This window comes from Salinimonas lutimaris, from assembly GCF_005222225.1.
Lineage (GTDB): Bacteria > Pseudomonadota > Gammaproteobacteria > Enterobacterales > Alteromonadaceae > Alteromonas > Alteromonas lutimaris.
This window is the reverse complement of record NZ_CP036536.1, coordinates 3,449,764-3,473,118: the sequence shown is the minus strand read 5'-3', so window position 1 is coordinate 3,473,118 and position 23,355 is coordinate 3,449,764. Positions and strand designations below refer to the sequence as shown.

The window sequence follows — 23,355 nt, the reverse complement described above, 5'->3', positions numbered from 1 at the left end:
TATCTGTTGTAAATAGGATGACACAAGGTGACAGGCAATAAAACTGCTTTAGTATTGGGCGCCACCGGGCTGGTGGGGCAGGCGCTGGTCAATGAACTGCTCCAGGACCCGCGCTACACAAAGGTTACATGTCTGGTGCGCCGGCCACTGCCTGCCAGCATGTTCAAAGATCCTTACAGCAAATTGAATCCGATTGTAATTGAGTTTGATAATTTGCAGGATTATCAGGGCTATTTCTCGGTCAACCATGTGTACTGCTGTCTGGGCACAACGCTTAAGCAAGCCGGCAGCCGGCAGGCTTTTCGCCGGGTCGATTTTGAATATGTGCATGTAGCTGCACAGCTGACCCGGGCTCAGCGCAGTGACAGTTTTGTCTGGATTTCGTCAGTAGGCGCAGATGCCAAAAGCAAAAACTTTTACCTGCGGGTTAAAGGCGAGCTGGAAAACGCGATTATGCGGATGCCCCAGCTGGATCATGCCGCCGCTGTCAGGCCCTCACTGTTACTGGGTGAACGTCAGGATACACGCCGGCTGGAAGGTCTGGGCCAAACGCTGGCTCCGGCCCTGCAAAAGATTATGGTGGGTCCGCTGCGCAAGTACCGGCCGGTGTCGGCACAAGAGGTGGCCCGCAAAATGATAACCCTGCAACATTTTCGCGGACAGCGCTAGGATGGCTGCCGGCTTTGCCTGTAAGCAGTTTGTTATCAGCCATGAACACTGCGCCATGAAAGTGAATACCGACAGCTTTATTCTGGGCAGCTGGAGTGAGGCGCCGATGCGGGGCAGGGCGCTGGATATTGGCTGCGGCAGTGGTATTTTATCGCTTATGCTGCGCCAGCGCATGGGGCAGAGCAGTCAGGTTCTGGCGCTGGATATTGATGAGGGAGCGGTTCGCCAAACCCGGCAAAATGTAGCAGCCAGTCCCTGGCCCGACGATATTACTGTATTTAACGCGGATGTGCGGCACCATGATATTGCCGGCTTATTTGATGTGATTGTGTGTAACCCGCCTTATTTTGCGAACGGGCAGGTGGGAAGCCGCACTCATCTTCAGCAAAGTCAGACCCGCCAGCAGGCTCGTCAGCAAGACAGTCTGTCGGCAGATGAGCTGTTTGGTATCACTGCAAACCTGATAAGCGAACAGGGAACATTACAGTGTTTGTATCCCACCGCGCAGGCCGCGCACATAATTGAGCAAGCCAGCCAGCATGGCTGGTGCCTGCAACGCCAGCTTACTGTAATACCAAAACCGGATAAGCCCTCCCATGTCACCGCGTTTGGTTTTTCCCGTCAGCCGGTTAGTACGCCAGAGCTTGCCAGTCTGCTGATTCGCAAAGCGGACAATCAGTACAGTCAGGCGTACCGGGCATTGTGCCAGCCATTTTATCTGGCGTTTTAGTGTTCTGACTGTCCGTTAATGTTGATGGTTTACGGGGGTGATATGCAGTATGCTGCATTTGATCTAATTGATTGATATCGCAGTTTTTATACTAAAGTATATAAAAAGTATCGGGGCGGATAACCCGGTATATTCTGTACAATTTATCTGCAGAGCATGCTTCTCTACACTATTGATACGTATGAGAGGCCAGCCATGCAACCAGACGAATATAAATCCCCCACCTCAGTTTCCTACTCAAACAACGTCACGCCGATGTTTAACCGGCGACAGGTGCGTCTGCACGATAGCCAAGTCAGTGAACATGGTCTGGAGCAACGCTGGAATAAACGACTGCGTAAGCTTTTGAAAGCAGAGCGGTCTTTGCATCGCGCTAACCGCTTGCGGGCGATCTCTAATGTCATTATAGTAGCAGCAGCGCTAACACTTTGTTTTTCTTTGTATGTCGCTCCGGTCATGTCGCCCTGGGTGTTTATCACCGAGGTCCTGGTACTGGCAGGCGGGCTGATTTTATTACCCATTAGTGTGCTGGTTTCCCGGGAGTGTCAACGTCACCGGGATGGTTTATCTCGGCGTTTTTACGAAAGTAATCACGAAGTGGAATACACCGAATCAGCGCTGGTGTTAATCGACCGAAGTACCTATACATCTGTGACCAGAGTACCAACCGCGGAACTTTGATTTGGCTATATCCCCCCCCGGAAAACGCTGGTTTTTGGGGTTTAACATTTTCTTTGTACTCTGCCTGTTGTTATTAAGTGCGGTGCTGGCGGCGCCCATGGATTCTACTGGTCAATTAGTTGCATCTGGTATTATTCTGCTACTTATTCACTTAAGTGGTACTGAATCTAAACATCATCACCGTTATCGCCTGTATTTTCGTGTTTTTGCGTTGTTACTGGGGCTGGCTCTGACCATTCGGTACATACTGTGGCGAGGCATGTATACCATGTCGGCCAGCGACTGGATTTCGCTGGTGGCTATGTGGCTGCTGTATGTGGCAGAGTTGTATGCAGCCTTTACCCATGTGATCAGTTGCATGGTCAATATTAATCCGCTTACCCGGCCGGAAAAAACCATCAGGGATCTGGCGACTGAACAGCTCCCGTCGGTGGATATCCTCATTCCCACATACAATGAAAGCGCCGATATTCTCGATGTTACCCTGCGCGCTGCAAAACAGTTGAACTACCCGCCAGAAAAACTACACGTCCATTTACTGGATGATGGTGGTACGTTACAGAAACGGACTCAGGACGATCGCGAGGGACGTCAGGCTGCTATATTAAGGGCAGGGCAACTCAGACAACTTTGCCAGAGTCTGGGGGTGACATACCTCAGCCGGGATAAAAATGAGTATGCTAAAGCCGGCAACGTCAACAGCGCCTTGCAGCATACACAATCGGAACTGGTGGTTATTCTGGATGCTGACCATGTGCCGACCGCTGATTTTCTGGATAAAACCGTGCCCTGGCTGGCCACTAATCCAAAGGTATTTCTGGTTCAGACACCGCATTTTATGGCCAACCCGGATCCTGTGGAGCGCAATTACTTTGCTGCGTTTACCCGGATGCCTTCTGAAAATGATATGTTTTACGGCACAATCCAGCAGGGGCTGGATTTCTGGAATGCGTCATTTTTTTGTGGCTCAGCCGCTGTTTTGCGCCGTGCTCATTTGGATGAGGTGGGCGGCTTGTCAGGCAAGTCGGTCACCGAAGATGCTGAAACTGCTTATGATTTGCATGCTATGGGCTATGAGTCGGTATATGTAAACCGACCTATGGTAAGCGGGCTGGCACCGGAAACACTGAATGCCTTTATCTCTCAGCGAATGCGCTGGGCACAGGGTATGACCCAGATTCTGCTGTTGAAAAAACCCCAACTGGCAGAAGGCCTGTCGCTGATGCAGCGGGCGGGCTACCTAAGCTCGATTTTATTCTGGCTGTTCCCGTTTGCCCGGATTATTTTTTTGTTAATGCCACTAGCTTATCTGGTGTTTGGCCTGCAAATTTATCATGCTTCACTGACCGAGATTCTGGCCTATACCCTCCCTCATGTGATTGCCACCTATCAGCTGTCTACGCTGTTATTCGGGCGCACCCGCTGGCCACTGGTGTCAGAATTGTACGAAATTCTGCAATGCACATTTACCCTGCGTGCGCTGGTCAGGGTGTTTCGAAATCCAGAAGCGCCTTCCTTTGTGGTAACCCCTAAGGGCGAGAATCTGGAAAAAAACTTTGTCTCTCCATTGTCCGGTGTTTTCTACTGCCTGATTACACTGTTATTGCTGGGGGTGGTGATTGGGTTTTACAAACTGGTTAATGAGCCGCTGACCCGCGATCTCACCGTTATTGTTTTACTGTGGAATCTGTTTAATCTGGTGCTGATGTTCAGCGTGTTAAGTATCCTGATAGAACGTAAGCAGGTCAGAGTGCAGGCACGACTGCCGGCGAACGATGAATTTACCCTGCAAAGTGCTGATGGCCGGGCCTGGGTCGGAACTATGAGCGATTTGTCACTGGGCGGAGCCAGAGCCAGAATTCATGCCAAACAGCAGACGCTGCCTGAAACACTATCGATGATCAGCTGGTGTGAATCGAAGCAAAAAAATGTAGTTATCCCATGTACTTTACTTCATCACGAGCCACAATCGGGCGCGGTACGCTTTCAGTTTGAGCGCAACAGTTTTAATAGCTGGGATGACATTATTGCTTTTACGCTGGGTGACAGCCGTCGCTGGAAAAGTTTCCAGCGACGTCGTACCCGGCCCATTTCATACTGGTATGGTGCCCGTCATGTACTCAATGTCAGCATCAGGCCGGTATTTCAACATTTCATTATGCAGGTAACCAGCCTGTGGCAGCAGCTGGCAACCAACAAGGACCAAGAAAATGAGAACTAGCTGGATAGTCGCTGCTGTACTGACATTGTTATGCACCACCGCGCATGCACAGCAAACGGTCAGTCGTAAGCTGACCGACTTTTATCAGGGGCAGAACCCACTGCGTTTGCAGGGAATGCGGGATCACCGCAATTTGTCTGTACCGCTGACCGGCAATAAAGATGTCGTTTCTGCCACTTTGTCTCTAGAGGTGATCAGCTCCAAAGCGCTGATTGAAAAACGGTCCATTTTGAATGTCAGGTTTAACAATGCCACGATCGGTCAGATCCCGTTTGATCCAAACCGCCCGGCGTTATCCAGTGAAGTGACTATACCTGCCCGCCTGTGGCGTGAAGGGTTTAACACGCTAACACTCGGTGTTAGCCAGCATTATGCACAACAGTGCGTGGATGGTGGAGCACCGGAATTATGGAGTGAGGTGGACTTAAGCCGCTCAGTATTGACGCTGATCACTGAAGATCGTCAAAAAGCCCCACAATTACGCGACTTATCCGCCTATTTTTCACCGGGTATCGGGGCCCAGCAACAGGTTTCTGTGATCACGCCTGATAATGCCGGGGCGGATGTCAGTGGACGAGCATTACCCGTCATTGCTCAGGCACTGGCACTGAGAAACCTGTATTCGCCGCTGTCTGTCATTTCAAAGCAGGTCAGTCAGCCCGATAATCTGCCGGCTCTACCTGCTGGCCGTGAGTGGGACGACCGCCTGACTCAACGCTGGTTTGACAGCAGCTGGTATGTACCAGATGAGCAGACCGGCGGCCTGCATGTGCTTGCAGGTACCCGGGAGACCTTACAACATTATCTGGGTGAAGCCACAGAACGTAAAATTACCGGGCCGTATATTGGTATTGAGCAAACCCCGGCGGTGAAAGTGGCAGATCAGATTCTGGTGCCTGCCCGCACCCGGCTGGTGATATCCGGCCAGACCGGCGAGCAAGTGGTGCAGGCAGCCCAGGCACTGGCGCTGATGGATGATGCGATTAACCCGGATGCCAGCATTATCGTAGATGCCATGCAAAGCAGTTCCGGGGCGTCACCGTTATCGGCGCATATATTACAGCCGGGCAATGAATATACCTTTGCGCAGATGGGTGAGGGGAACAATATCATGCGCGGCGAGGATGATTTTGCCAAAGAAGTACAGCTGGTGTTGCCGGCAGATTTTTATGTGCCGGAAAGCGCCTCAATGACACTGAATCTGGACTTTGGGTATGGCGCAGCAATGGGCCCGGGGTCGATGATGAATATTCTGGTGAACGGGGAACTGGTTCATGGCCGGCCACTGAATAATGAAAATGGTGAGTCTTACCGTAAATATCAGCTGCGTATTCCGGCCCGCCATCTGCACGGAGGCATAAATACACTGGAGTTTCTGGTGAGCATGCGATCACCGATCACCGGTGAGCCTTGTGATGATATCAGTGGGTCACATCTGCTCTTTCAGCTGCGCAATACCTCATCGGTGGTGCTACCAGAAGCCGGCCAGGTAGCCCGCCTGCCGGATCTGGGCTTGTTTAGTGAGACCGGATATCCGTTTGCCAGTCAGGATATTTCCCGGCCGATTGGCATGTATCTGACCGATCCGCAAATGCAAAGCGCCGCGCTGACCCTGGCCGGCAAGCTGGCTCAAACCGCCGGTACCCTGCTACCTAATCTTGAGCTGATTCAGGGCGTTCGCGACACCCTGACTGACAACGCCATTGTGCTGGGCACCCCAGACTCACTGCCGGCAGATTTTGCCCAAACCTATGGGGTGTCTGTGGCGGCCACCAAACAGTGGCCGTACCGGCTGCAAAACGAGCTACATAACCGTATTCACACCCTGAGCGATGATAAGTCTCACCGTCCGCTGACCACACACGGTACCACCACGCAGCAAAGTAGCCTGGGCGAGATGGCCGTGCTGGTTGCCCAGCGAAACCCACGCACAGAGCAGGGCAGTCTGTACATTGTGGCGGCGCAGGATAGCAGGTTGCTGACTGCGCGTATTGATGATCTGGTCAGCCTTGGATTATGGGGCCAGCTGGCCGGCGATTTTTTCAGTTGGCAGGACCGCCGTGCTCCCCTGCTGGCTATGCAGGTAGCAGAAAAGTTCGAGGCGGGTAACCCTGATGATCACTGGCTGTCACTGCGCATCTGGCTGTCTAATAATCCCTGGTACTGGTTGATCGGGGTAGTCTTGTTGGTCGGTCTGATTATGTATATTGCGGTGCAGCTGTTACGCCGCCGAAACAAAGCGGTAACGGAAGACTGGTAATGAAAAAGCTCTGGTGGTGTCTGGTGTTGTGTACGGTGATGGCTGGCTGTAGCCAAAAGCCGCCGGACGCATTTTCTGTGCACTGGGAAAAATACGTGTCGCGCTTTTATGCTAACGGCAGAATTATTGATACCGGCAACAATCAGGTGTCTCACAGTGAAGGGCAGGGCTATGGTATGTTGTTTGCCGTTGCAGCCGGTGACAAGCCCCGGTTTGATGCATTATGGCGCTGGACACAACGCACGCTGCAACGTCGCGATGGCCTGTTCAGCTGGCGTTTTACACCCTGTGAGGCGAATAACCGCCAATGTGTGGATGATGATAATAATGCTAGCGACGGCGATATTCTTATTGCCTGGGCATTACTGCGCGCCAGTCAGGCATGGGACAACACCACCTACAAACAGCAGGCCCTGACCATCATTCATGCTGTACAACGTAAGCTGATTCGTCAGCAGTATGGCTACACCGTGCTGCTACCAGGCGAGCAGGGATTTGAAAAACCACACCGGGTACAGCTGAATCTGTCTTACTGGCTGTTTCCTGCTTTTGCTGATTTTCAGCAACTGACCGGAGATTCGATATGGTCGCAACTGCTTCGTGATGGTGAGCGCTTACTTGCGCAAACGGCATCGCAGGGTAAAGGACTGGCCAGCGACTGGCTGTGGCTCAGTGAACAGGGGCTAAGCGCCCGTGACAGTATCAGTGCGCATTATGGTTACAATGCCTGTCGTATTCCGCTACATCTGGTATGGCAAAAAAACACTGATGCATCTTTGTTGTCACCCTATCTGACTTTCTGGCAACAGGACAAGGTGCCGGCCACTGTGGATGTGATCACCGGAGAGCCCGCAGATTACGCCTGGAGCAAAGGCATGCAGGTGGTGGCTGAGCTGGTGCAGTTTAAGGCTGGACAGTCTGCTGCGCCGCCCTCTTTTGCCTTAGGCAATGAGCAGGACTATTTTTCTGCCAGTCTGATCCTGCTCAGTGAGTTGGCACTGATGGATAGCCGTCAGGATGGCTAAGCATGGCGTCAGCTATTTATCTGGCTGTGTACTGGCTTCGCTGATGACCGGATCGGCCTGCGCGCAGGTAACCCAGTACTCCGTATTACCGGGCGAATCATTACTGCAAGCGGCTGATACGCCGGATACTACCGGGTTGTGGTATCACATAGAGCAGCGACAGGTGAGTCTGGCCAACCAGACGTATCAGCGCCTGCAACAGGAGTATCCATACTGGCAGCCTGATCAGAATTTACAGGAGGCGTTGTCCCGGCTGAATCAGCCTGCAGAGGCTGCGCCGCCAGCGTCTGCCACAGCCCGCCCGCCTGAAGCAGCGTCTGATGTGTTCAGCCAGCTGGCCGCGCTGCCTGCCACTGACTGGACCCTGATTGATTCATCCACGCTGGCAGAAGCGGTCAGACAAGCACAACAAAGCGGTAAATCAGAGCAGCACTTGTTGCTGGGCTGGATTTATCATCAGCGCGGTGCTTTTGAAACCGCGTTATCTCTGTTTGAGCAGGCCCGCCAGACCGGCGCACAAAAATCGGCGCAAACCGGTATCGATAGTGCTATTGACGGGCTCACTAACCAAGCGCTGAAGCGCCCGGATATCGCTGAGCTAAAGGCGCTTAGCCAGCGTTTTCCTGATGCCGGCATTCCTGTCAAAGCCGCCGGCCAGGGCTGGTCTTTGTACGATAACCAACACTATGCCAGCGCGCTTGCGCTATTTCAGTTTGCAGACGACGTGCAGGGGCAGGTGCTGAGCCTGGATAAACAGGGTAAAGCCAGCCAGGCGGCCAGACTGGCCTGTGATACCGCGGCCAGCTCCCCGGTACAACCCATGCTCGCTAAGCGGTGTGCCCGGGCACTGGCACAGCAACAGCTTAGTGCCTACAAAGATAAGCAGTTTACAAGTAGCATCAGCGCGGCAAAAAAACTGCAAGACCTGCGCGGGCTGACCCGCGATGAACAGACATTGCTGGCCTGGACGTATTTTCAGGCCGGCGACAGCGCTAATGCCATTCCACTGTTTAATACGCTGCTTGATGCAAGCCCCGAACAGCAGGACTTTGCCCAGGCGCTACTCACTCTGACCACCGCCCGGGCGCAGCAACAACAGCTGGCGCAACGTCATCCGGCTGTGGCCCGCTTGTTAAGTCAGCAACAGGGGCAAACAGCCTGGCAGCGCAAACAGTTTGATCTGGCATGGCACCAGCAGGCTGAGCAGGCAGAGATTTATCCTTCACGACGGTTATATGCCTATACCGGTATTAACGGACGACAGCGTAGCGGCGATGATGGGCTGGGTAACCTGGATGTGGCCGGTGGGTATATCGGGCTTGGCGGTATTTATCAGCAGTGGCGCTGGGATCTGCATATGGATTATGAACAGCTGTACAGCGGCGCTGTGCCGGCCAGTCGCTGGTTTGGTGATGGCATTGTCGATGATATGTTTGGTGGCATCACTGGCTTTGAAGATACCGGGATCCGGGGGCGGGTGCAGACCCAGCAGCAAGACTATACGCTATATGCAGAAGTAGGGTATTCACTGCTTAACCAGCCGGTAAGCGCACCAGTATCCGGTCAGCTTGGTGGTAGCTGGTCTTTTAATGATGCCACTCTCAGTGCCATGGCCTACCGGCAGCGTGTGACAGATAGCCTGCTAAGTATGGGCTCAACCTATTTTGAGGATAGCAGTGAAGCCTGGGGAGCTGTGATCAAAACCGGCCTCAGAGGCTTGTATGCACAAAGTCTGGCTTCACAGCGAGCGGTGTCGGTGTCGTGGGTGCTCGGCCGGTATACCGGGCAGCAAGTCAAAGACAACGATCATGTAGGGATCCGTCTGGATGCCAGTCAGGATTTTGCATCAGCATTCAACGTAGCGCTGGATTACTTTCGGGTCGGGCCGTATGTATCCTGGCAAGGGTTCAGCCACAATTTAAGCGGGTTTACCCGTGGCCACGGGGGATACTTCAGCCCTTCCGGATTAACCAGTCTGGGCATGTATGGCGAACTGCTCAGCGCTGAAGCGAGACAGTGGCAGGTACGAAGTAGTGTGAACCTGGGATATAGCTGGATTAAGCAGGACCGTTATTCGCGCTTTGCACTGACCGGCCGCGGTGAGCAGGTGCCGGCTGAATCAGATGCCGGGATCGGTGCGGATCTGATGATTGAAGGCCAGTATCTGATTGATGATCACTGGCTGGTGGCCGGTTTTGTGCAGCAATCTTTTGCGGTGGAATACCGCGCAACGATGGCCGGGATAGAACTGCGCTGGTTTGCTGGCAAGCACACAGGCGTGACCAGCAATACACTGATTCTGCGTGACCCTGAATTAAGCGGCCTGGCGTTGTAAACGCCGGCGGCTCATACCAACAAGGCCGGCCACCACCAGGCCAAATGCGGCAATGGTGGCCGGTTCACTGATTTCAGTAAAACCACCAAAGCGGTAATTATTAATTTGCCCGGTGTTATTGATGCCGTCAGAGGTTAAGCTCTTTGCAAACAGCTGGCCGTCAATATGACCATTGCTGAATGTCAGGTCGGCCAGTGGTGCCAGAATACTGCCCTTAAACCCGATCCCTTCAAGCACCAGCGAAGTGGCATCCACAAAGTTAAACAATACGTTATCCGCATAATATCCCGGATGGCGATCAGCATCGGCGCCGGATGAATCATTGTCAGGGAATTTATCAGAACCGTTTACCTCAAAAGGCAGGTGAAAACCGGTGTTGAACAGGTTGGCCGCGTCACCAAAAACATTGATAATACTGTAACTGGTTTCAGGCACATCGATATAAATGCCCTTGTTGGGTGATGAAAGCGCTGCGGCATCAATTGAAAAAACATTCAGATCGTCAGTACCATTAAAGTCGATCCGGTAGATCCCGTCACTGCTGCCAGATAGCACGGTGTCGGCGGTGGCATTGTATGCCCCCCACAAAGCAGACTGATACATCAGCTCGTTATTAGCTGAGGCAAAGTCAAAGCTGCTGTCCTGATAAAAACGACGGCTATTGGCCGTATCTTCACCATTGTATAAACCCACGGTGTCATCAATATCGATATCGCCACCGGCTACGGCATCACCGTTGTAGATGCGGGCATTTCTTATGGTCGCATTATTGCCTACCACCACTACATTACTTTGGTTTGTTGCAGGTAGGCGATAACCAAAACCGTAATCAACTGTATTCAGATTACCACCCACCGCCAGGCGTCCTTCAACATCAGATTGCTGGCCAGTGAAATCTTCCATAATGTAGGCATTAAAGTTACCGGCTTCTCCAAGATAAAAAGGCCCGGCCAGCGCAGGGGCAGACATCGCGGTGAGTGCGACGCAGCCGGCAATCATAAGTCCGTTTTTTACACTTTTCATATCAGTTCCTGACTTGTTTCAACCCGTTGTAATGTGAGTCAATATCGGTGGTATTTTACACAATGGGTAATAGTCTAATGAGATAGGGAAGGAAGGTCTAGACAGAAAACAAAAAACGCAGCAAATGCTGCGTTTTATCATAAGAAATGTACCGATTTGGTCAGGCTATCAGCCTTTTTTCACCAGCACCGACACTTTATCAATACCGGCGATTTTTACCTGGTTCATTACTTCAACCACGATACCTTCTTCAGTATCTTCGGCTGCCTGAATGGCTGCTGTGTCTGTGTTGTTTTCGGCCAGGTAAGTTTGCGCGTTAGCCACTACCCGACGGATATCAACCTCACGGCCACCCATCATAATTTTGCCTGTCTCATCAATTCGAATAGACAGCGCTTTAGACGGCTGGTTGTTGTTTGACTGGTTATCTTCTGGACGGCTTACGTCAAGGCTTTTCTCTTTTACGAAAGACGTGGTAACAATGAAGAAGATCAGCATGATGAACACAATGTCCAACATGGGCGTCATGTCAACCTGAGCCTCGTCCTCAGCAGATGTATGCTTTTTTCTTTTCATCTTGGATTCATTCTTCTCTAAAGTTCGAGCACAACAGTATACTGGTTGTAACAAAAATATATAGTTTTTTGTTTACCCAGGTTGCGCTGTTAAACACTTATTGTTGGCCGCAAAGCCTGTCAGCCCGCCTTTTTACAGCGATGTTCAGGGTGCCGATCTGGCTAATGCCATACCCAGTCTGGCGAAGTAGGCCATTAACTGTTGGTTAACCTGAGTACGCAAATTACCATGCGGATAGATACCAAGTCTAGCCTCAGTGGACATTTTTGTACCCGATACCAAGAACGCATTCTTAATAGCATGATCCTGAATACAGGCCTCAAAAGCCCGTGCTGCCATTTCCTGCGGCATTGCATAATAATACATTTTTAGTGCGCGATCAGCTTCGATCGATCTTTTTAAGTACGCACTGGGCGATCCGCGATCATCCAAAAAAAGGCTGGCAAAGCACTGGCACAACAAATCATTCAGCGGATGCGGGGTTTGTGTGGCATCGTCCAGCCAGGCCTGCGAGGCAAAATGCCCGTAGTCCAGGCCGCTGAATACCTTGCCGGCAATGTAATGATCAAAGGCATGAAACCATTCATGGGCAAGGGCGCCACCACCGGCATTCTTGGCCAGCGCCAGCTGGCGCTTATTGCTGTTGTAGTGAGCTGAGCTGTGTTTCTGGCCGCCACTGCCAAAGGCCAGGGATAAACTCCCGTTAAGAGAGATAACCTGCTCGTTGACCTGCAGAATATCAATCAGATCATACAGGGCATCAAAAAACAGGTTGGCAGCCAGTTGTTGTTCCTGGGCGGTGACCCAGCGACCTACAGTGATCGCTGGAAAATTAAACAGTTTACGGATGTCCTGAAAACTGACATCAGCACCATCACGGTGCGATGCACCGTTACGGTAAAATTCCCGATGCAGCCGGCCGGGCTGGCTCACGGCTAGGCAAGCTCCTCAAGTAACTGGTTACACCATTGTTCAATACGCTGATCGGTCACATCAAATTGATTTTCATCATCCAGCGATAACCCGACAAACTGGGTTTTGTCGTCAGTTAATGCTTTAGAGGCTGCAAATTCGTAACCCTGATTGGGCCAGTAACCGATGATCTGGCAACCTGACGGGGCGATCGCATCATGTAACATGCCCAGCGCATCCTGAAACCAGTCGGCGTAGCCGTATTGATCGCCCATGCCATATAAGGCCACGATCCGGCCTTCCAGCTGCAACTGAAATACGTCTTCCCAGTGCGACTCCCAGTCTTCCTGAAGCTCGCCAAAATCCCAAGTAGAGATCCCGAAGATCAGAATGTCGAATTCCTCCGCTTTTTTCAGCGGTGTTTCCTGAATATTGAACAGGCTGACAATCTGATCATCAAACAGGCTGTTTAACTGTGCCTGAATTTTTTCTGCTGCCATCTCGGTATAGCAGGTTGTCGAGCCATAAAATAACCCGATAGACAGGGCAGGTTCACTCATTCACATACCTTTTAGATTAATCTTCTTCATTCGGTGGGAATTCTACCGTTTTCTGGCCGCCACACAAAGCCTTGCAGGTTACCCGCTGATTGTTTTCGTCAATGATAAGCTGCCCGATGGCACTATGGTTAAGCAGGGTTTTATGTGCGCTGTCATCAATGCGCCGTGCACTAACCGACATATTTCGCCGCCGGGTAAAGATATTCAACGGGGACGATGCGCCGTATAAATACCGGTTAAAGCGCTCCAGATGATGCAGCAGTTTATCCGGAAACGTATTTTTCAGTCCGCTACAGGTAAACTGGGTGATGTGCGGACTGTTGCGCCGAAAGCGCAGACGTACGTCATACACAAATGAGTAATGCACATCGCCGGATAAAATAATGAACTCCGGCGGCGTTTTGTAGTGCCTGAAAATATTCAGGATGACATGGGCTGTGCCCCGGTGGGCCATCCAGTTTTCCGCATCCACGGTGAGCGCCTTGCCAAAAAAGGTAAAGATTTTTTGAATTGCCTCAATAAACTTCACCCCATAAATCGGCGCGGCTGACACTACAATAACGGCGTCATGGCCAATCAGCTCCTGCTGAAACTCGCACAGGGCTTCCCAGTCCATCAGTCCGGACGGTTTGTTCAGGCTGGTTTCTGAACGCCAGCGCCGGGTACGGGTATCAAGTACACACACCGGTGGGCTGGTTTGCAGGGTGTAATGCCATTGCTCAAAATCAAACAGAGTATCGATAAACTCATCATGGCGGGTCAGCCCGTCAGGAGTGAAGACGTCTTTTGCCTGCCTGGTAATATCGTCGAAATAGCCGGGTTGATTACCCCAGCCCTGACACAGCCAGTAAGCCACCAGGGCGTTACCCACCATGCGCCGGGACAGCGGATTGCCGTAGACTTCCTGTTCCCAGCCGCGGGTCAGATTCCAGTCATCGGTGACATCATGATCATCAAATATCATATATACCGGCAAATGAGCCAGCGCCCGGCGTACCTGCGGCAGGGCAGCGGCAAACTGTTCAATGGGCGCAATCTCCTGCTCAAACTGGGCTTTGTGCTGCTCACTGACCAGGCTGCTGTCGAACTGCACGTCACGCCACAATACATCTGACCATACCAGCAAATACATGGCGATAATCTCAGAGAGGCTAATCAGGTGGTTGTGTGCATTGACCGAGGTAAATACCGGTTTTTTCTTGGCTCCGAAAAACAGTTTGGACAATGGTGTGTTGATATCTATCTGCGGTAAGATTTGCTCCCGCTCATAGTAATTATGTTCATGGCCGGGCAGGTCACTGGCTTTATTCACCACCGCCCCTTCGAGCACCTCGTCAAACAGCCCCAGCTGACTGATGACCTGCTGTATGACCTGCAACATCGGCCCGGCCACATCATCGGTGTACACCTGATCGCCGGTCATCAGCAGCAAGTCAGGACGTACTGGTTGCTGGCCCGCATCGCCGGCAAACTCAGCGGCGATTTGCTCATCGGCGCGCAGCAGCGCGTCTTCCACCGGATGATGAGGCTTACGACAAGATCCGTGAAGCACGTTATTGATCGTGTACTGGTAGCGAAAACTCAGGGTTTGCTGGCCCGGATAACACAGTTGTGACAGGGTCTGTTGCCACGCGCGCTGCGCATTCTGATCATTGAATTTAAGATCATAGGTATAGTATTTTCCTGACTCCAGTGGATTGTCAGTAAAGGCCTGCAACACATGCACAAATGCCTGTTCGCCCACCTGGATGGTGTCAGCCTGCTGCTTTTTGGCAGCCGGCGTCAGCACCAGCAATGGTGGGGTAGCAGAGCGGGTTACCAGCCAAACGGTGACCACAGAAGGATCAATATGCCTGAGTATCGGGCCGGCTAACACCTCGGGTAATGACTGCACCTGAATAACACGCTCCAGTTAGTAATGAGTAATCTGCCTGATTATGACGGTTTTTATCCTGTAACCAACAGCGTAAATTGCAACAAAATATTGTCAGTATCTATTGCTGCATACGGCTTACGCTCGTATGTTGTCAGTGTCGCTATTGTTGCCCATCTTGCTACTGAATGCGAATTACGAGATAGTAATTAACAGATAAACAAACAGATAACTGACTGACCTGTGATGAAAAAAATAGTAAAAAGTGTCCTGGTAACAAGTGCATTGCTTACTGCGGCCTGCTCGGATGAACCGCCTGAGGCAATCAAGCAGGCCGCGCCTGAACAAGCTGTTACCGTGGTAAACGGGCAATGGATTACTGAGCATGATGGCAGTTTGATGCACGATCCTCAGCCGTCCGGTTTGTCTCACTGGCAAGGCAAGCTGGTGACCATCTCTGATAACAGTGCTGATCCGGCGCAGCAACGCCGGCTGCATATTCTGGATCCACAAACCGCCTCGCTGGCGCCACGGACCAGCAAATTCCGCCTGGGCAGTCAGGTCAGACGCAGCTGTTTTTCTGCTTATCTGGCTGATCAGCCGGACCTGGAAGCGCTGGTGGCTGATCCACAGGATCCTCAGGTGTTTTACAGTGTGACCGAAGATGCCACGCGCACCGGTGCGTTGTCCTCCCGGTGTCAGTCACGGTATGAAAATACCGGCTCAACAGATTATCCGACTCTGCTGGTGCGACTGGAGCGTCTGGACAGTGGTGATATGGTGATGACCCGGGTCAGACCGCTTCAGTTTGCGCTGGATTTACAGGTTGGTGACTTTCCCAATGATGGTATAGAAGGGATGGCGCTTGGCGCAGATAACACCCTGTACCTGGCGCTGGAAAAAGATATGGCGGGCAAAGCGCGGATTTTTTCAGTTCAGATGGATGATGGTTTCTGGGAGTCTACCGATTTTGCCAATGTCGAGGAGCCGGATATTCAGTTGCCGGATCTGGGCGAGGGCAATCATCCGGTCAACGCACTGGAATACTATTCCCCGGCCTCACAGGATGAAGCGTATTTGCTGGCTGTTGCCCGCAATGATGATGAATTATGGGTACTGGATATCAGTGGAAACAAAGCAGCCAAACGGATAAAAATGGACTTTACCGCTCCCACGCACAGCGACGAATGCCAAAGCAGTGAAGTGATGGATAATGCGTCTATTGAAGGTATTACGGTGATTAACGACACGGTATGGCTGATTAATGATCCGTGGAAAGAAAACTATCTGAAAAATGTTCAGTGCCCGGCAACACAATCCCGGTATAAAGGGATGGCACCACTGTTGTTTTCAACCCCACTGAAACCCGACTGGTTTGGTATTCAGGCATCCGGTAAGGATGCCTGATAAGCCATCAACCGTGTGTAGCGCGGCGGTTAGTCTTTACGCAGACGCTGGGCAAAAGTCTTTTTGAACTTTGCCAGTTTGGGCGCAACCACCATGGCACAGTACTGGTTCTGTGGGTTATTTTTAAAGTAGTCCTGATGATACGCTTCGGCTTCGTGGTAATTGTTTACCGGCACTACCTCGGTAACTACCGGGTCCGGCCAAATTTCCTCATCAGTCATTTCTTTGATAATCGCTTCAGCCTGCGCTTTTTGCTCATCATCATGATAGAACACAGCACCGCGATACTGGGTACCCACATCATTACCCTGACGATTTAGCTGCGTGGGATCATGCAGGGCGAAAAAGATTTCCAGAATCTCGCGATAGCTGATCACATCGGCATCAAAGTTCACCCGAACCACCTCTGCATGGCCGGTGTCGCCTTTACACACCGCCTCATAGGTCGGGGTGTCGGTCTGCCCGCCGGCATAACCTGATAACGCCCGCTCAACTCCTTCAACGCTGTTAAATGCAGATTCAATACACCAGAAACAGCCGCCAGCCAGCGTTGCCTGTTGAATATTCGCCATAATGTTCTCCTGTTCGATGTCTGAATCTGGAAATGGGTTCGGCTGAACATAAGTTCAAGCCATGCCGGTGCAAATGAGGTGAAAAATTAGTAATCAAGACGGGCAATCTGGCTTGCTACACTCAACGTAGATTCAATAACATACTTCACCGCACAGGGTATTTATGATTATTTTTTATGATGGGCACTGTCCATTGTGCCGCAAGGAAATGGACCATCTGCGTCGTTACAATCAGGAAGGAGTGCTGAAGTTTGAAGATATTCAGAACAATGATTTTGACCAGCGATATCCCCACCTGGACTGGCATGCCCTGAATAACCGCATTCATGTACAGCGACCCGACGGGGTCATAGTCACCGGCCTGGATGCCACGCACGCTGCCTGGCAGGCCGTGGGTAAAGGCTGGCTGTATGCGCCCCTGCGCTGGCCGCTGATTCGACACGTCGCAGACTATGCTTACACCTTATTTGCCCGTCACCGCTATACAATTTCTTACTGGCTCACCGGACAAAAGCGCGGGTGTGGCTGCGCCCCGGATAATGACAGTCAGCCCCGTTCGCAGCTATCATCCGGAGAGTCCAAATGAGTACGGTTAACGTGGTGATAGGGGCATCCGGTGGCATCGGGCAGGCGATGGTTAAGGCCCTGGCGCAGAATGACAGCGATAGACCGGTTTATGCCCTGTCGCGCAGCGCAGTTGCCGAGCCTGACTGGCCGGATAACGTGGTTAGCAAGGTATTGGCCACCGATGATGAACAGGCTATCAGTGATTTTTGTCAGCAGCTGAAAAATCAGGGGCACCGGATTCACTATGCTGTGTGTACAGTGGGAATGCTGCATGGCGAGGTCAACGGCAACGCCATCAGCCCTGAAAAGCGCCTCGAAGATTTAGACAGTGAGCAGTTACTGACTTATTTCAGGGTGAATACCCTTATACCCACTTTATGGCTTAAACATCTGGTTCACGTGATGGCCTCGCCAGGCGTGCTGGCGTGTCTGAGTGCCCGGGTAGGCAGTATCAGTGACAACCGGATAGGCGGCTGGTACGGTTACCGGGCCTCTAAGGCAAGTCTGAATATGATGCTAAAAACCGCGGCGGTGGAATATGCGCGGCGAGCAAAAGGAACCAGTTTACTGGCTTATCATCCGGGCACTGTGGACACCGGTTTATCTGCGCCTTTTCAAGGCAATGTAAAACCGGAAAAGTTGTTCACGCCGGCATTTACCGCGCAGCAATTAATCAAAATAATGGCACGTCTTACCAGTGAGCAAAGCCCTTATTTTATCGACTGGGAAGACCAGGTGGTAAGTTGGTAATACGCCTGTTCACACATTCAATTAAACGCAACCTCAAGACTTTTTATGACACTGCTGTTACCATCTACCGTTCGGTGAAATTCACGGCTGGTAAGGGCTGCGGTCTATGTAACTGTGCCCCCGGCTGATAAAACCTATAACACCGCATAAAACAACATAAAACAACACGTATTGAGGGGATAGCTGGGTATGAGCGGGGCCAGAGAACAGTTCGGATCGCGTATCGGTTTTATACTTGCTGCAGCTGGTTCTGCGGTAGGTATCGGAAATCTTGTCGGGTTTCCGGTAGGTGCAGCCAAAAATGGTGGTGGCGCCTTTCTATTAATTTATGCCATTTTTGTTGTTGCCATCTGTTTGCCGGTTATGCTGGCTGAAATGACGGTTGGCCGGCATGCCAAAAAAGATCCGCTAGGCAGTTACCGTAAATTAAGTGGTAACCACAAAGGGTGGAAACTGGCCGGATGGATGTCGATTTTAACGCCGTTTATGATTGCGGTGTTTTATCTGGTGATCACAGTCTGGATATTCGGCTATCTGTTTGAAGCACTGACCGGCGATTTGGACAAACTGGCCAATGCCGACACCTTCGGTATGTTTATCAACTCCCCTAAAATATTTGTCTACATGGCTGCAGTTGTAGGGGTGGTATATCTGATTTTGCAGGGCGGCGTTAAAGAAGGCATTGAAAAAGCAGCCAAGGTACTGATGCCTGCGCTGTTTGTGATGCTGCTGGGGCTGGTAGGCTTTGTACTGACGCAGGACAATGCCATGGCCGGCGTCGAATTTTACCTGATCCCTGATTTTGACAAGATTGATGCTTCGGTGGTCAACGGGGCCTTGTCTCAGGCTTTCTTTTCGTTGTCGCTGGGGATGGGCATACTGCTGACCTACGGCAGTTATATTTCCAATGAAAACGATGTGCCTAATTCTGCCAAGCTGGTTGCGATTACCGATACCGCGGTAGCATTTACCGCCGGTCTGATGATTTTGCCCGCCATCTTTTCGTTCAATCCGCAGATTGATCCCAATAGCCTCAGTGACTCGTCGGTCAGCATGATATTCACTTATCTGCCGCAGATTTTTCTAGCGCTGCAGGACAGCATATCGTATGTCGGAGCGTCTGTGGTGGCGGTGTTGTTTTTCCTGCTGGTTTTCTTTGCTGCTATCACGTCACTGGTCTCCATTCTTGAGGTGCCGGTATCCGCGCTCATGGATGAAAAAGATTATAGCCGCAAAAAATCTCTGATTTTATTAGGCATTGCCATGCTGGTGTTGGGATGTTTTAGTGCTTTGTCATTTGGTTATGCAGACTTCTTTACTCTATTTACACACTATGCCGGTCAGGATAAGTCATTTTTTGATGTGATTTATGATGTGTTTTACGACACGGTACTGCCGCTAAACGGCTTCCTGATTTGTATTTTTGTTATTTACCGCTGGAAGCAGCATAACTTTAATCAGTCACTGATGCAGGGCGCAGAAGGTTACGAGGGAAGCTTCTACGCCAAATATGTCAATGTGTCGCTAAGTACGTTTATTCCGGTGGTGTTGCTGCTTATTTTCATTAACACCGTGTGCGTGAAATACTTTGAGTTTTCACTATTTATGGCGCTGTTTGGTTAGGCGTTTCAGCCACCACACATCGCATCGGGGCTGGGGTATTGCAGTGACGCCAGCCCAAGTTTACGCCAGCTGGTTTGTGCATTGATGTGCTTGCCGCTGGCGTTTTTGTATTTATAGTCCGGGTTAAACTGCGGTTCGGCCAGGGCGCGGCGTTGTGCACAGTGTGTGTAATAGTCTCCACGCTTGGGGTGCGCCAGACTGCACAGATGCAAAGTATCACCGGTCAGTGTCTGTTCGAGCGCAGCTTCAATGCCGCTGCACACATCATCAATATGGACCAGATTCACCACTTGTTCGCCTTTATCCAGCTGTCGCCCGGCCAGAAAATTAACCGGATGTCGATCCGGCCCCACTAACCCGGCCAGCCGTATGACAAGACCGCGATCAGCGTAATGGGTCATCAGGTAGGTTTCAATTTGCTGGTGAGCTTTCCCTGACTCGGTCACCGGAGCCAGTTTGCTGGTTTCATTAATATCGCCTTCCTGCTCGCCATAAACGGCGGTGGTACTGATAAAAATCAGCTGCTGGCAGCCGGCTTGTATAAAGGCATCAATCAGATTTTGCATATGACTGACAAACTGTGGATCAAGGGGCTTTTTGCGTGCTCCGGGAGGAATATTCAGCACAACGGTATTGGCGCCACTTTGGGTGGCCACACCATCAGGATCATCGCCCAGCGTAAATACGACAGGCGTGACAGGCAGGTCGGTGAGCTTTTCTGTTTGTCGGCTGGTGCCCAGTAATGGCACTGACAGGGCGTTGCGGCGGGCCAGATGGCTACCCAGCCAGCCGCAACCGCATAAAGTTAGTCCTTGCATGATGTTTGTTCCGCTAAAATTGCATTTTCATCATGCTAGCACGACACACCCTTAGGTATTGATTACATTTTCATGGTGGATTTGTGGTCATCCAGATTCAGCAGATTCAGGCCGTCCAGCCCGGCAATAGTACGCTGCATCTGGTTTTCACTATGGTCTGCGCGACGCAGGATCTTGCATAGCTCATCGGCCCGATCTTCGAGCTGTTCTGCCTGAGACTCCATCCGGGTTTCCAGATCGTCACCAAAGCGTTCCATACGTTCGGCAAAGTCATCCACGCCTTCTTCTGAAAACAGCATCTGCGAGCCGATGGCCATCAGCAGCCGGCCGGTAGCCTGACTGACCAGCTGTTCTATACTTTCTTCAAACTCTGATTCCCACTGGCTGCCTACCCAACCATCACCGTTGATATCGTCACCACTGATACGGATACCGCCATCCTGCATGTAAAATTTCTGTTCAATATTTTGCTGCAATTCGCCCATGGTGGTACTGAGTTCCCGGACCAGCGTATCATCGTCACCCAGCAGTTCACCAAACACTTCACTGACTGCAGTATTGGCCAGTTTAAATCCGTCAGACACGATATTCATGGTCATCGGTACGGCTTCATCAATAGCCTCATAGTACTGGCTGACATAGCGCTGCTGCTCGGGGGTCAGGTCAACCTGTTCATCGTTTATGGTCAGATGATGAGCGTTATCAATGTGCATAACACTGCCGTTTTCCATTTCTACCATGAGTTGTGCAGCCCGGTATTCCATGTTGCCCTGAATATTGACATTGCAGTTATTATCATCAGCCAGAGCGGCGGTGGTTGAGCCAATCAGCAAAGCGGAAGACAGTGCAATGGCCAGAGTTTGCTTGTTCATGAGTTTCCCTAATTCAGTTGTCAGTACCACACGGATACAGCAGTTGCTGTGCCACTTGCTTAAAGCATTAAAATTCAACAAGTTAAGTTTTTTTATAAATCGGGTGACTGATATTCAGGCAATTAATAAGTGTGATAAACGAAATAATCGTGCTTTTGACACCTGGCCACACAGGTGAAAATTTTTACAAATCCGCGTAGGCAGCCTACGCTTGGTGGGGCATAATGCCGGTTAACTGTCTGATTATTCAGCGCAGCAGAGGCTCACTGAACGGGAGAAAGTTGATGAGTGAATGGATAAGCGCGATTGGCTTTGCCATCGGTCTGGTGGCGTTTGTGCTGGGGCTGTCCAGCATCATTATGGGGTTTATGAGCTCAGGGCAGAGCGGGCCTGAAGCGGTAAAACAAAAGATTGAATATGGCTTCTTTGGTGTGTCCGGGCTGGTGGTATGCCTGTTGATGGGTTATGCCTTGAGCTAAACAGTCACAGACAGCCAGATTGCTGCCTGTAACCAGTTGGGGGTGCAGAGTCACCGTAGCGGTCAGGGCTAGGTGTTAGATGACGTATCTGGCTCTTCGGCCTGTTCATCACATTCCCGCGCCACTCGGCCAGAGGTCGGGCGCTGTTCACTGAATGCCAGCAGATGGCTGTCGCGCTGGTAAGCCCGCAGGTCAAAAACATCCAGCATAGCCAGCACATGGTCAAAAATATCAGCCTGAATATCTTCATAACGGGTCCAGGCTATCTGATTACTGAAGCAGTAAATTTCCAGCGGTAGACCCAGTTCGGTTGGCGGCAGTTGGCGCACCATCATAGTCATCGACTGTGACACATGCGGATGCTGTTTGAGGTAGGCATTCAGGTACGCCCGGAAAGTACCTATATTGGTCAGCTTTCGCGTGTTAAGCAGATCATCCTCGGCTATCGAGTAGTCTTTATGCCAGCTACGCAGCTCATCCTCTTTTTGCGCCAGATATTCGCTGATGTAACGAATTTTGCTGAAACGCTCAAGCATGTCTTTGTTGCAAAGACGCACAGAATGCACATCAATATAAATAGCTCGCTTAATCCGCCGGCCTCCGGATTCCTGCATACCGCGCCAGTTTTTAACCGCTTCATTGGTTAGCGAATAGGTGGGCAGGGTGGATACTGTCATATCCCAGTTTTGTACCTTGACGTTCGTCAGACCAATTTCTTTGATTTCTCCATCCACCTCAAACTTACTGATCGAAATCCAGTCGCCGTTTTTAAACATGCGGTTGGCTGCAATCTGTATACCGGCGACAAAGCCTAAAATGGTGTCTCTGAATATCAGCAACAGTACGGCTGCAATGGCCGTAATGCCTGATAACAGAATCAGAGGGTTGCGCTCAATGATAATCGACACACTGAGCAGCAGAACCAGAATGGTGAACACCAGTTTTGCCACCTGAATAAATCCGGTAATACTGGCCCGGTTAGCCATATAGGACGAGTTATACAGGTATTCCAGCGTGCTCAGTAATGAGAAAACAGCCAGCAGCGCAGCAAACATCATGTACAACAGTGAACACTTGATCACAACCGCATGCAGAACCCCTTCGTTTTCAATCAGCACCGGGGTAAGCAGAAACATCACCAGGGCGGGCACTAAATGCACCAGATGACGGAAGAAGCCATAGTCCATCAACGCATTATCCCACCGGTTTTTGGTGCGCTTGAACAAGCGGCTGGCATACACCTGGACCAATACCCGCAAGAGGATAAATAGCACTATCGCCACCGTAGCAATGGTCGCCAGCGCCAGCAGGTTGTAGGTATTGTCATCCACATCCACAGACGGAAAAATCTGTGTGACAGTACTGTTGAATAAATCGCGGGTCGTGGCTTTTAATTCCAAAC

Annotated in this window: 21 protein-coding genes; 12 read left to right on the top strand and 9 right to left on the bottom strand. The window is 51.1% G+C overall.

The genetic code is table 11. The features are described from left to right. Positions 1 to 27 precede the first annotated feature (27 nt). From EZV72_RS15320 to EZV72_RS15290, 7 genes are all read left to right on the top strand, one after another. Complete coding sequence (locus EZV72_RS15320) at positions 28 to 669, top strand: NAD(P)H-binding protein (protein ID WP_137168050.1); 642 nt, start codon at positions 28 to 30, stop codon at positions 667 to 669. Between the two features lies 1 nt (position 670). Further along, positions 671 to 1,399: a tRNA1(Val) (adenine(37)-N6)-methyltransferase gene (locus tag EZV72_RS15315; RefSeq protein WP_137168049.1), complete on the top strand. Its 729-nt coding sequence runs from the start codon at positions 671 to 673 to the stop codon at positions 1,397 to 1,399. Between the two features lie 195 nt (positions 1,400 to 1,594). Next, complete coding sequence (locus tag EZV72_RS15310; RefSeq protein WP_137168048.1) at positions 1,595 to 2,080, top strand: intracellular growth attenuator family protein; 486 nt, start codon at positions 1,595 to 1,597, stop codon at positions 2,078 to 2,080. Position 2,081: 1 nt separating this feature from the next. Next, positions 2,082 to 4,301, top strand: a complete 2,220-nt coding sequence (gene bcsA / locus EZV72_RS15305) for a UDP-forming cellulose synthase catalytic subunit (protein ID WP_137168047.1) — start codon at positions 2,082 to 2,084, stop codon at positions 4,299 to 4,301. Further along, positions 4,291 to 6,561, top strand: coding sequence for a cellulose biosynthesis cyclic di-GMP-binding regulatory protein BcsB (locus tag EZV72_RS15300; RefSeq protein WP_137168046.1), 2,271 nt, complete (start codon positions 4,291 to 4,293; stop codon positions 6,559 to 6,561). The genes bcsA and EZV72_RS15300 overlap by 11 nt, the downstream gene beginning before the upstream one ends. Further along, the gene (locus EZV72_RS15295; RefSeq protein WP_137168045.1) at positions 6,561 to 7,586 is read left to right on the top strand and encodes a glycosyl hydrolase family 8; all 1,026 of its coding nucleotides are present in this window, start codon (positions 6,561 to 6,563) and stop codon (positions 7,584 to 7,586) included. Before EZV72_RS15300 ends, EZV72_RS15295 begins: the two co-directional genes overlap by 1 nt. After that, complete coding sequence (locus EZV72_RS15290; protein WP_137168044.1) at positions 7,579 to 9,921, top strand: cellulose synthase subunit BcsC-related outer membrane protein; 2,343 nt, start codon at positions 7,579 to 7,581, stop codon at positions 9,919 to 9,921. Before EZV72_RS15295 ends, EZV72_RS15290 begins: the two co-directional genes overlap by 8 nt. Here the strand turns inward: EZV72_RS15290 and EZV72_RS15285 are convergent. The 5 genes from EZV72_RS15285 to EZV72_RS15265 form a co-directional block, all read right to left on the bottom strand. Then, the gene (locus EZV72_RS15285) at positions 9,901 to 10,944 is read right to left on the bottom strand and encodes a choice-of-anchor A family protein (RefSeq protein WP_137168043.1); all 1,044 of its coding nucleotides are present in this window, start codon (positions 10,942 to 10,944) and stop codon (positions 9,901 to 9,903) included. The genes EZV72_RS15290 and EZV72_RS15285 overlap by 21 nt on opposite strands. A 168-nt stretch (positions 10,945 to 11,112) precedes the next feature. After that, a complete protein-coding gene (locus EZV72_RS15280; RefSeq protein ID WP_137168042.1) occupies positions 11,113 to 11,520 on the bottom strand; it encodes an ExbD/TolR family protein in 408 nt (135 codons plus the stop codon). A 144-nt stretch (positions 11,521 to 11,664) separates the two neighbouring features. Next, positions 11,665 to 12,453, bottom strand: a complete 789-nt coding sequence (locus EZV72_RS15275) for a CLCA_X family protein (protein WP_137168041.1) — start codon at positions 12,451 to 12,453, stop codon at positions 11,665 to 11,667. A 2-nt stretch (positions 12,454 to 12,455) separates the two neighbouring features. Further along, positions 12,456 to 12,992, bottom strand: coding sequence for a flavodoxin FldB (gene fldB / locus EZV72_RS15270; protein WP_137168040.1), 537 nt, complete (start codon positions 12,990 to 12,992; stop codon positions 12,456 to 12,458). A gap of 16 nt (positions 12,993 to 13,008) precedes the next feature. Beyond that, on the bottom strand, positions 13,009 to 14,886 hold the full coding sequence (locus EZV72_RS15265) for a metallophosphoesterase family protein (protein ID WP_137168039.1): 1,878 nt from the start codon (positions 14,884 to 14,886) through the stop codon (positions 13,009 to 13,011). A 225-nt stretch (positions 14,887 to 15,111) separates the two neighbouring features. Between EZV72_RS15265 and EZV72_RS15260 the strand changes: the two genes are divergently transcribed. Beyond that, entirely contained in the window at positions 15,112 to 16,272 is a 1,161-nt protein-coding gene (locus EZV72_RS15260; protein WP_175405139.1) for a hypothetical protein, read from the top strand. Positions 16,273 to 16,301: 29 nt separating this feature from the next. On the opposite strand, the gene msrA is transcribed toward EZV72_RS15260, so the two are convergent. Beyond that, entirely contained in the window at positions 16,302 to 16,844 is a 543-nt protein-coding gene (gene msrA, locus EZV72_RS15255; protein WP_137168037.1) for a peptide-methionine (S)-S-oxide reductase MsrA, read from the bottom strand. A gap of 163 nt (positions 16,845 to 17,007) precedes the next feature. On the opposite strand from msrA, the gene EZV72_RS15250 reads away from it, so the two are divergent. The 3 genes from EZV72_RS15250 to EZV72_RS15240 all read left to right on the top strand — a co-directional run bounded on the left by EZV72_RS15250 (position 17,008) and on the right by EZV72_RS15240 (position 19,784). Further along, on the top strand, positions 17,008 to 17,430 hold the full coding sequence (locus EZV72_RS15250; protein WP_137168036.1) for a thiol-disulfide oxidoreductase DCC family protein: 423 nt from the start codon (positions 17,008 to 17,010) through the stop codon (positions 17,428 to 17,430). Then, the gene (locus EZV72_RS15245; protein ID WP_137168035.1) at positions 17,427 to 18,161 is read left to right on the top strand and encodes an SDR family NAD(P)-dependent oxidoreductase; all 735 of its coding nucleotides are present in this window, start codon (positions 17,427 to 17,429) and stop codon (positions 18,159 to 18,161) included. Before EZV72_RS15250 ends, EZV72_RS15245 begins: the two co-directional genes overlap by 4 nt. A 189-nt stretch (positions 18,162 to 18,350) precedes the next feature. Beyond that, positions 18,351 to 19,784 carry a sodium-dependent transporter gene (locus tag EZV72_RS15240; protein ID WP_137168034.1) on the top strand — a complete coding sequence of 478 codons (1,434 nt, stop codon included), beginning with the start codon at positions 18,351 to 18,353 and terminating at the stop codon, positions 19,782 to 19,784. Between the two features lie 5 nt (positions 19,785 to 19,789). Here the strand turns inward: EZV72_RS15240 and EZV72_RS15235 are convergent, their stop codons facing one another. Further along, entirely contained in the window at positions 19,790 to 20,602 is an 813-nt protein-coding gene (locus tag EZV72_RS15235) for an NAD-dependent epimerase/dehydratase family protein (RefSeq protein ID WP_137168033.1), read from the bottom strand. A gap of 62 nt (positions 20,603 to 20,664) precedes the next feature. Beyond that, positions 20,665 to 21,474 carry a DUF2884 family protein gene (locus EZV72_RS15230; protein ID WP_137168032.1) on the bottom strand — a complete coding sequence of 270 codons (810 nt, stop codon included), beginning with the start codon at positions 21,472 to 21,474 and terminating at the stop codon, positions 20,665 to 20,667. A gap of 284 nt (positions 21,475 to 21,758) precedes the next feature. Here EZV72_RS15230 and EZV72_RS15225 point away from each other — a divergent pair, with 284 nt between their 5' ends. Then, complete coding sequence (locus EZV72_RS15225; protein WP_137168031.1) at positions 21,759 to 21,953, top strand: hypothetical protein; 195 nt, start codon at positions 21,759 to 21,761, stop codon at positions 21,951 to 21,953. 68 nt (positions 21,954 to 22,021) lie between these two features. Here EZV72_RS15225 and EZV72_RS15220 read toward each other — a convergent pair whose 3' ends face one another. Then, on the bottom strand, positions 22,022 to 23,353 hold the full coding sequence (locus EZV72_RS15220) for a mechanosensitive ion channel family protein (protein ID WP_137168030.1): 1,332 nt from the start codon (positions 23,351 to 23,353) through the stop codon (positions 22,022 to 22,024). Positions 23,354 to 23,355 lie beyond the last annotated feature (2 nt).

What these genes read in the sequence shown, in the direction of transcription:
- EZV72_RS15315 (WP_137168049.1), top strand. Translation starts at nt 671, where the DNA reads ATGGCTGCCGGCTTTGCCTGTAAGCAGTTTGTTATCAGCCATGAACAC.
- EZV72_RS15310 (WP_137168048.1), top strand. Translation starts at nt 1,595, where the DNA reads ATGCAACCAGACGAATATAAATCCCCCACCTCAGTTTCCTACTCAAAC.
- EZV72_RS15300 (WP_137168046.1), top strand. Translation starts at nt 4,291, where the DNA reads ATGAGAACTAGCTGGATAGTCGCTGCTGTACTGACATTGTTATGCACC.
- EZV72_RS15295 (WP_137168045.1), top strand. Translation starts at nt 6,561, where the DNA reads ATGAAAAAGCTCTGGTGGTGTCTGGTGTTGTGTACGGTGATGGCTGGC.
- EZV72_RS15290 (WP_137168044.1), top strand. Translation starts at nt 7,579, where the DNA reads ATGGCTAAGCATGGCGTCAGCTATTTATCTGGCTGTGTACTGGCTTCG.
- EZV72_RS15285 (WP_137168043.1), bottom strand. Translation starts at nt 10,944, where the DNA reads ATGAAAAGTGTAAAAAACGGACTTATGATTGCCGGCTGCGTCGCACTC.
- EZV72_RS15280 (WP_137168042.1), bottom strand. Translation starts at nt 11,520, where the DNA reads ATGAAAAGAAAAAAGCATACATCTGCTGAGGACGAGGCTCAGGTTGAC.
- fldB (WP_137168040.1), bottom strand. Translation starts at nt 12,992, where the DNA reads ATGAGTGAACCTGCCCTGTCTATCGGGTTATTTTATGGCTCGACAACC.
- EZV72_RS15260 (WP_175405139.1), top strand. Translation starts at nt 15,112, where the DNA reads ATGAAAAAAATAGTAAAAAGTGTCCTGGTAACAAGTGCATTGCTTACT.
- msrA (WP_137168037.1), bottom strand. Translation starts at nt 16,844, where the DNA reads ATGGCGAATATTCAACAGGCAACGCTGGCTGGCGGCTGTTTCTGGTGT.
- EZV72_RS15250 (WP_137168036.1), top strand. Translation starts at nt 17,008, where the DNA reads ATGATTATTTTTTATGATGGGCACTGTCCATTGTGCCGCAAGGAAATG.
- EZV72_RS15245 (WP_137168035.1), top strand. Translation starts at nt 17,427, where the DNA reads ATGAGTACGGTTAACGTGGTGATAGGGGCATCCGGTGGCATCGGGCAG.
- EZV72_RS15240 (WP_137168034.1), top strand. Translation starts at nt 18,351, where the DNA reads ATGAGCGGGGCCAGAGAACAGTTCGGATCGCGTATCGGTTTTATACTT.
- EZV72_RS15235 (WP_137168033.1), bottom strand. Translation starts at nt 20,602, where the DNA reads ATGCAAGGACTAACTTTATGCGGTTGCGGCTGGCTGGGTAGCCATCTG.
- EZV72_RS15230 (WP_137168032.1), bottom strand. Translation starts at nt 21,474, where the DNA reads ATGAACAAGCAAACTCTGGCCATTGCACTGTCTTCCGCTTTGCTGATT.
- EZV72_RS15225 (WP_137168031.1), top strand. Translation starts at nt 21,759, where the DNA reads ATGAGTGAATGGATAAGCGCGATTGGCTTTGCCATCGGTCTGGTGGCG.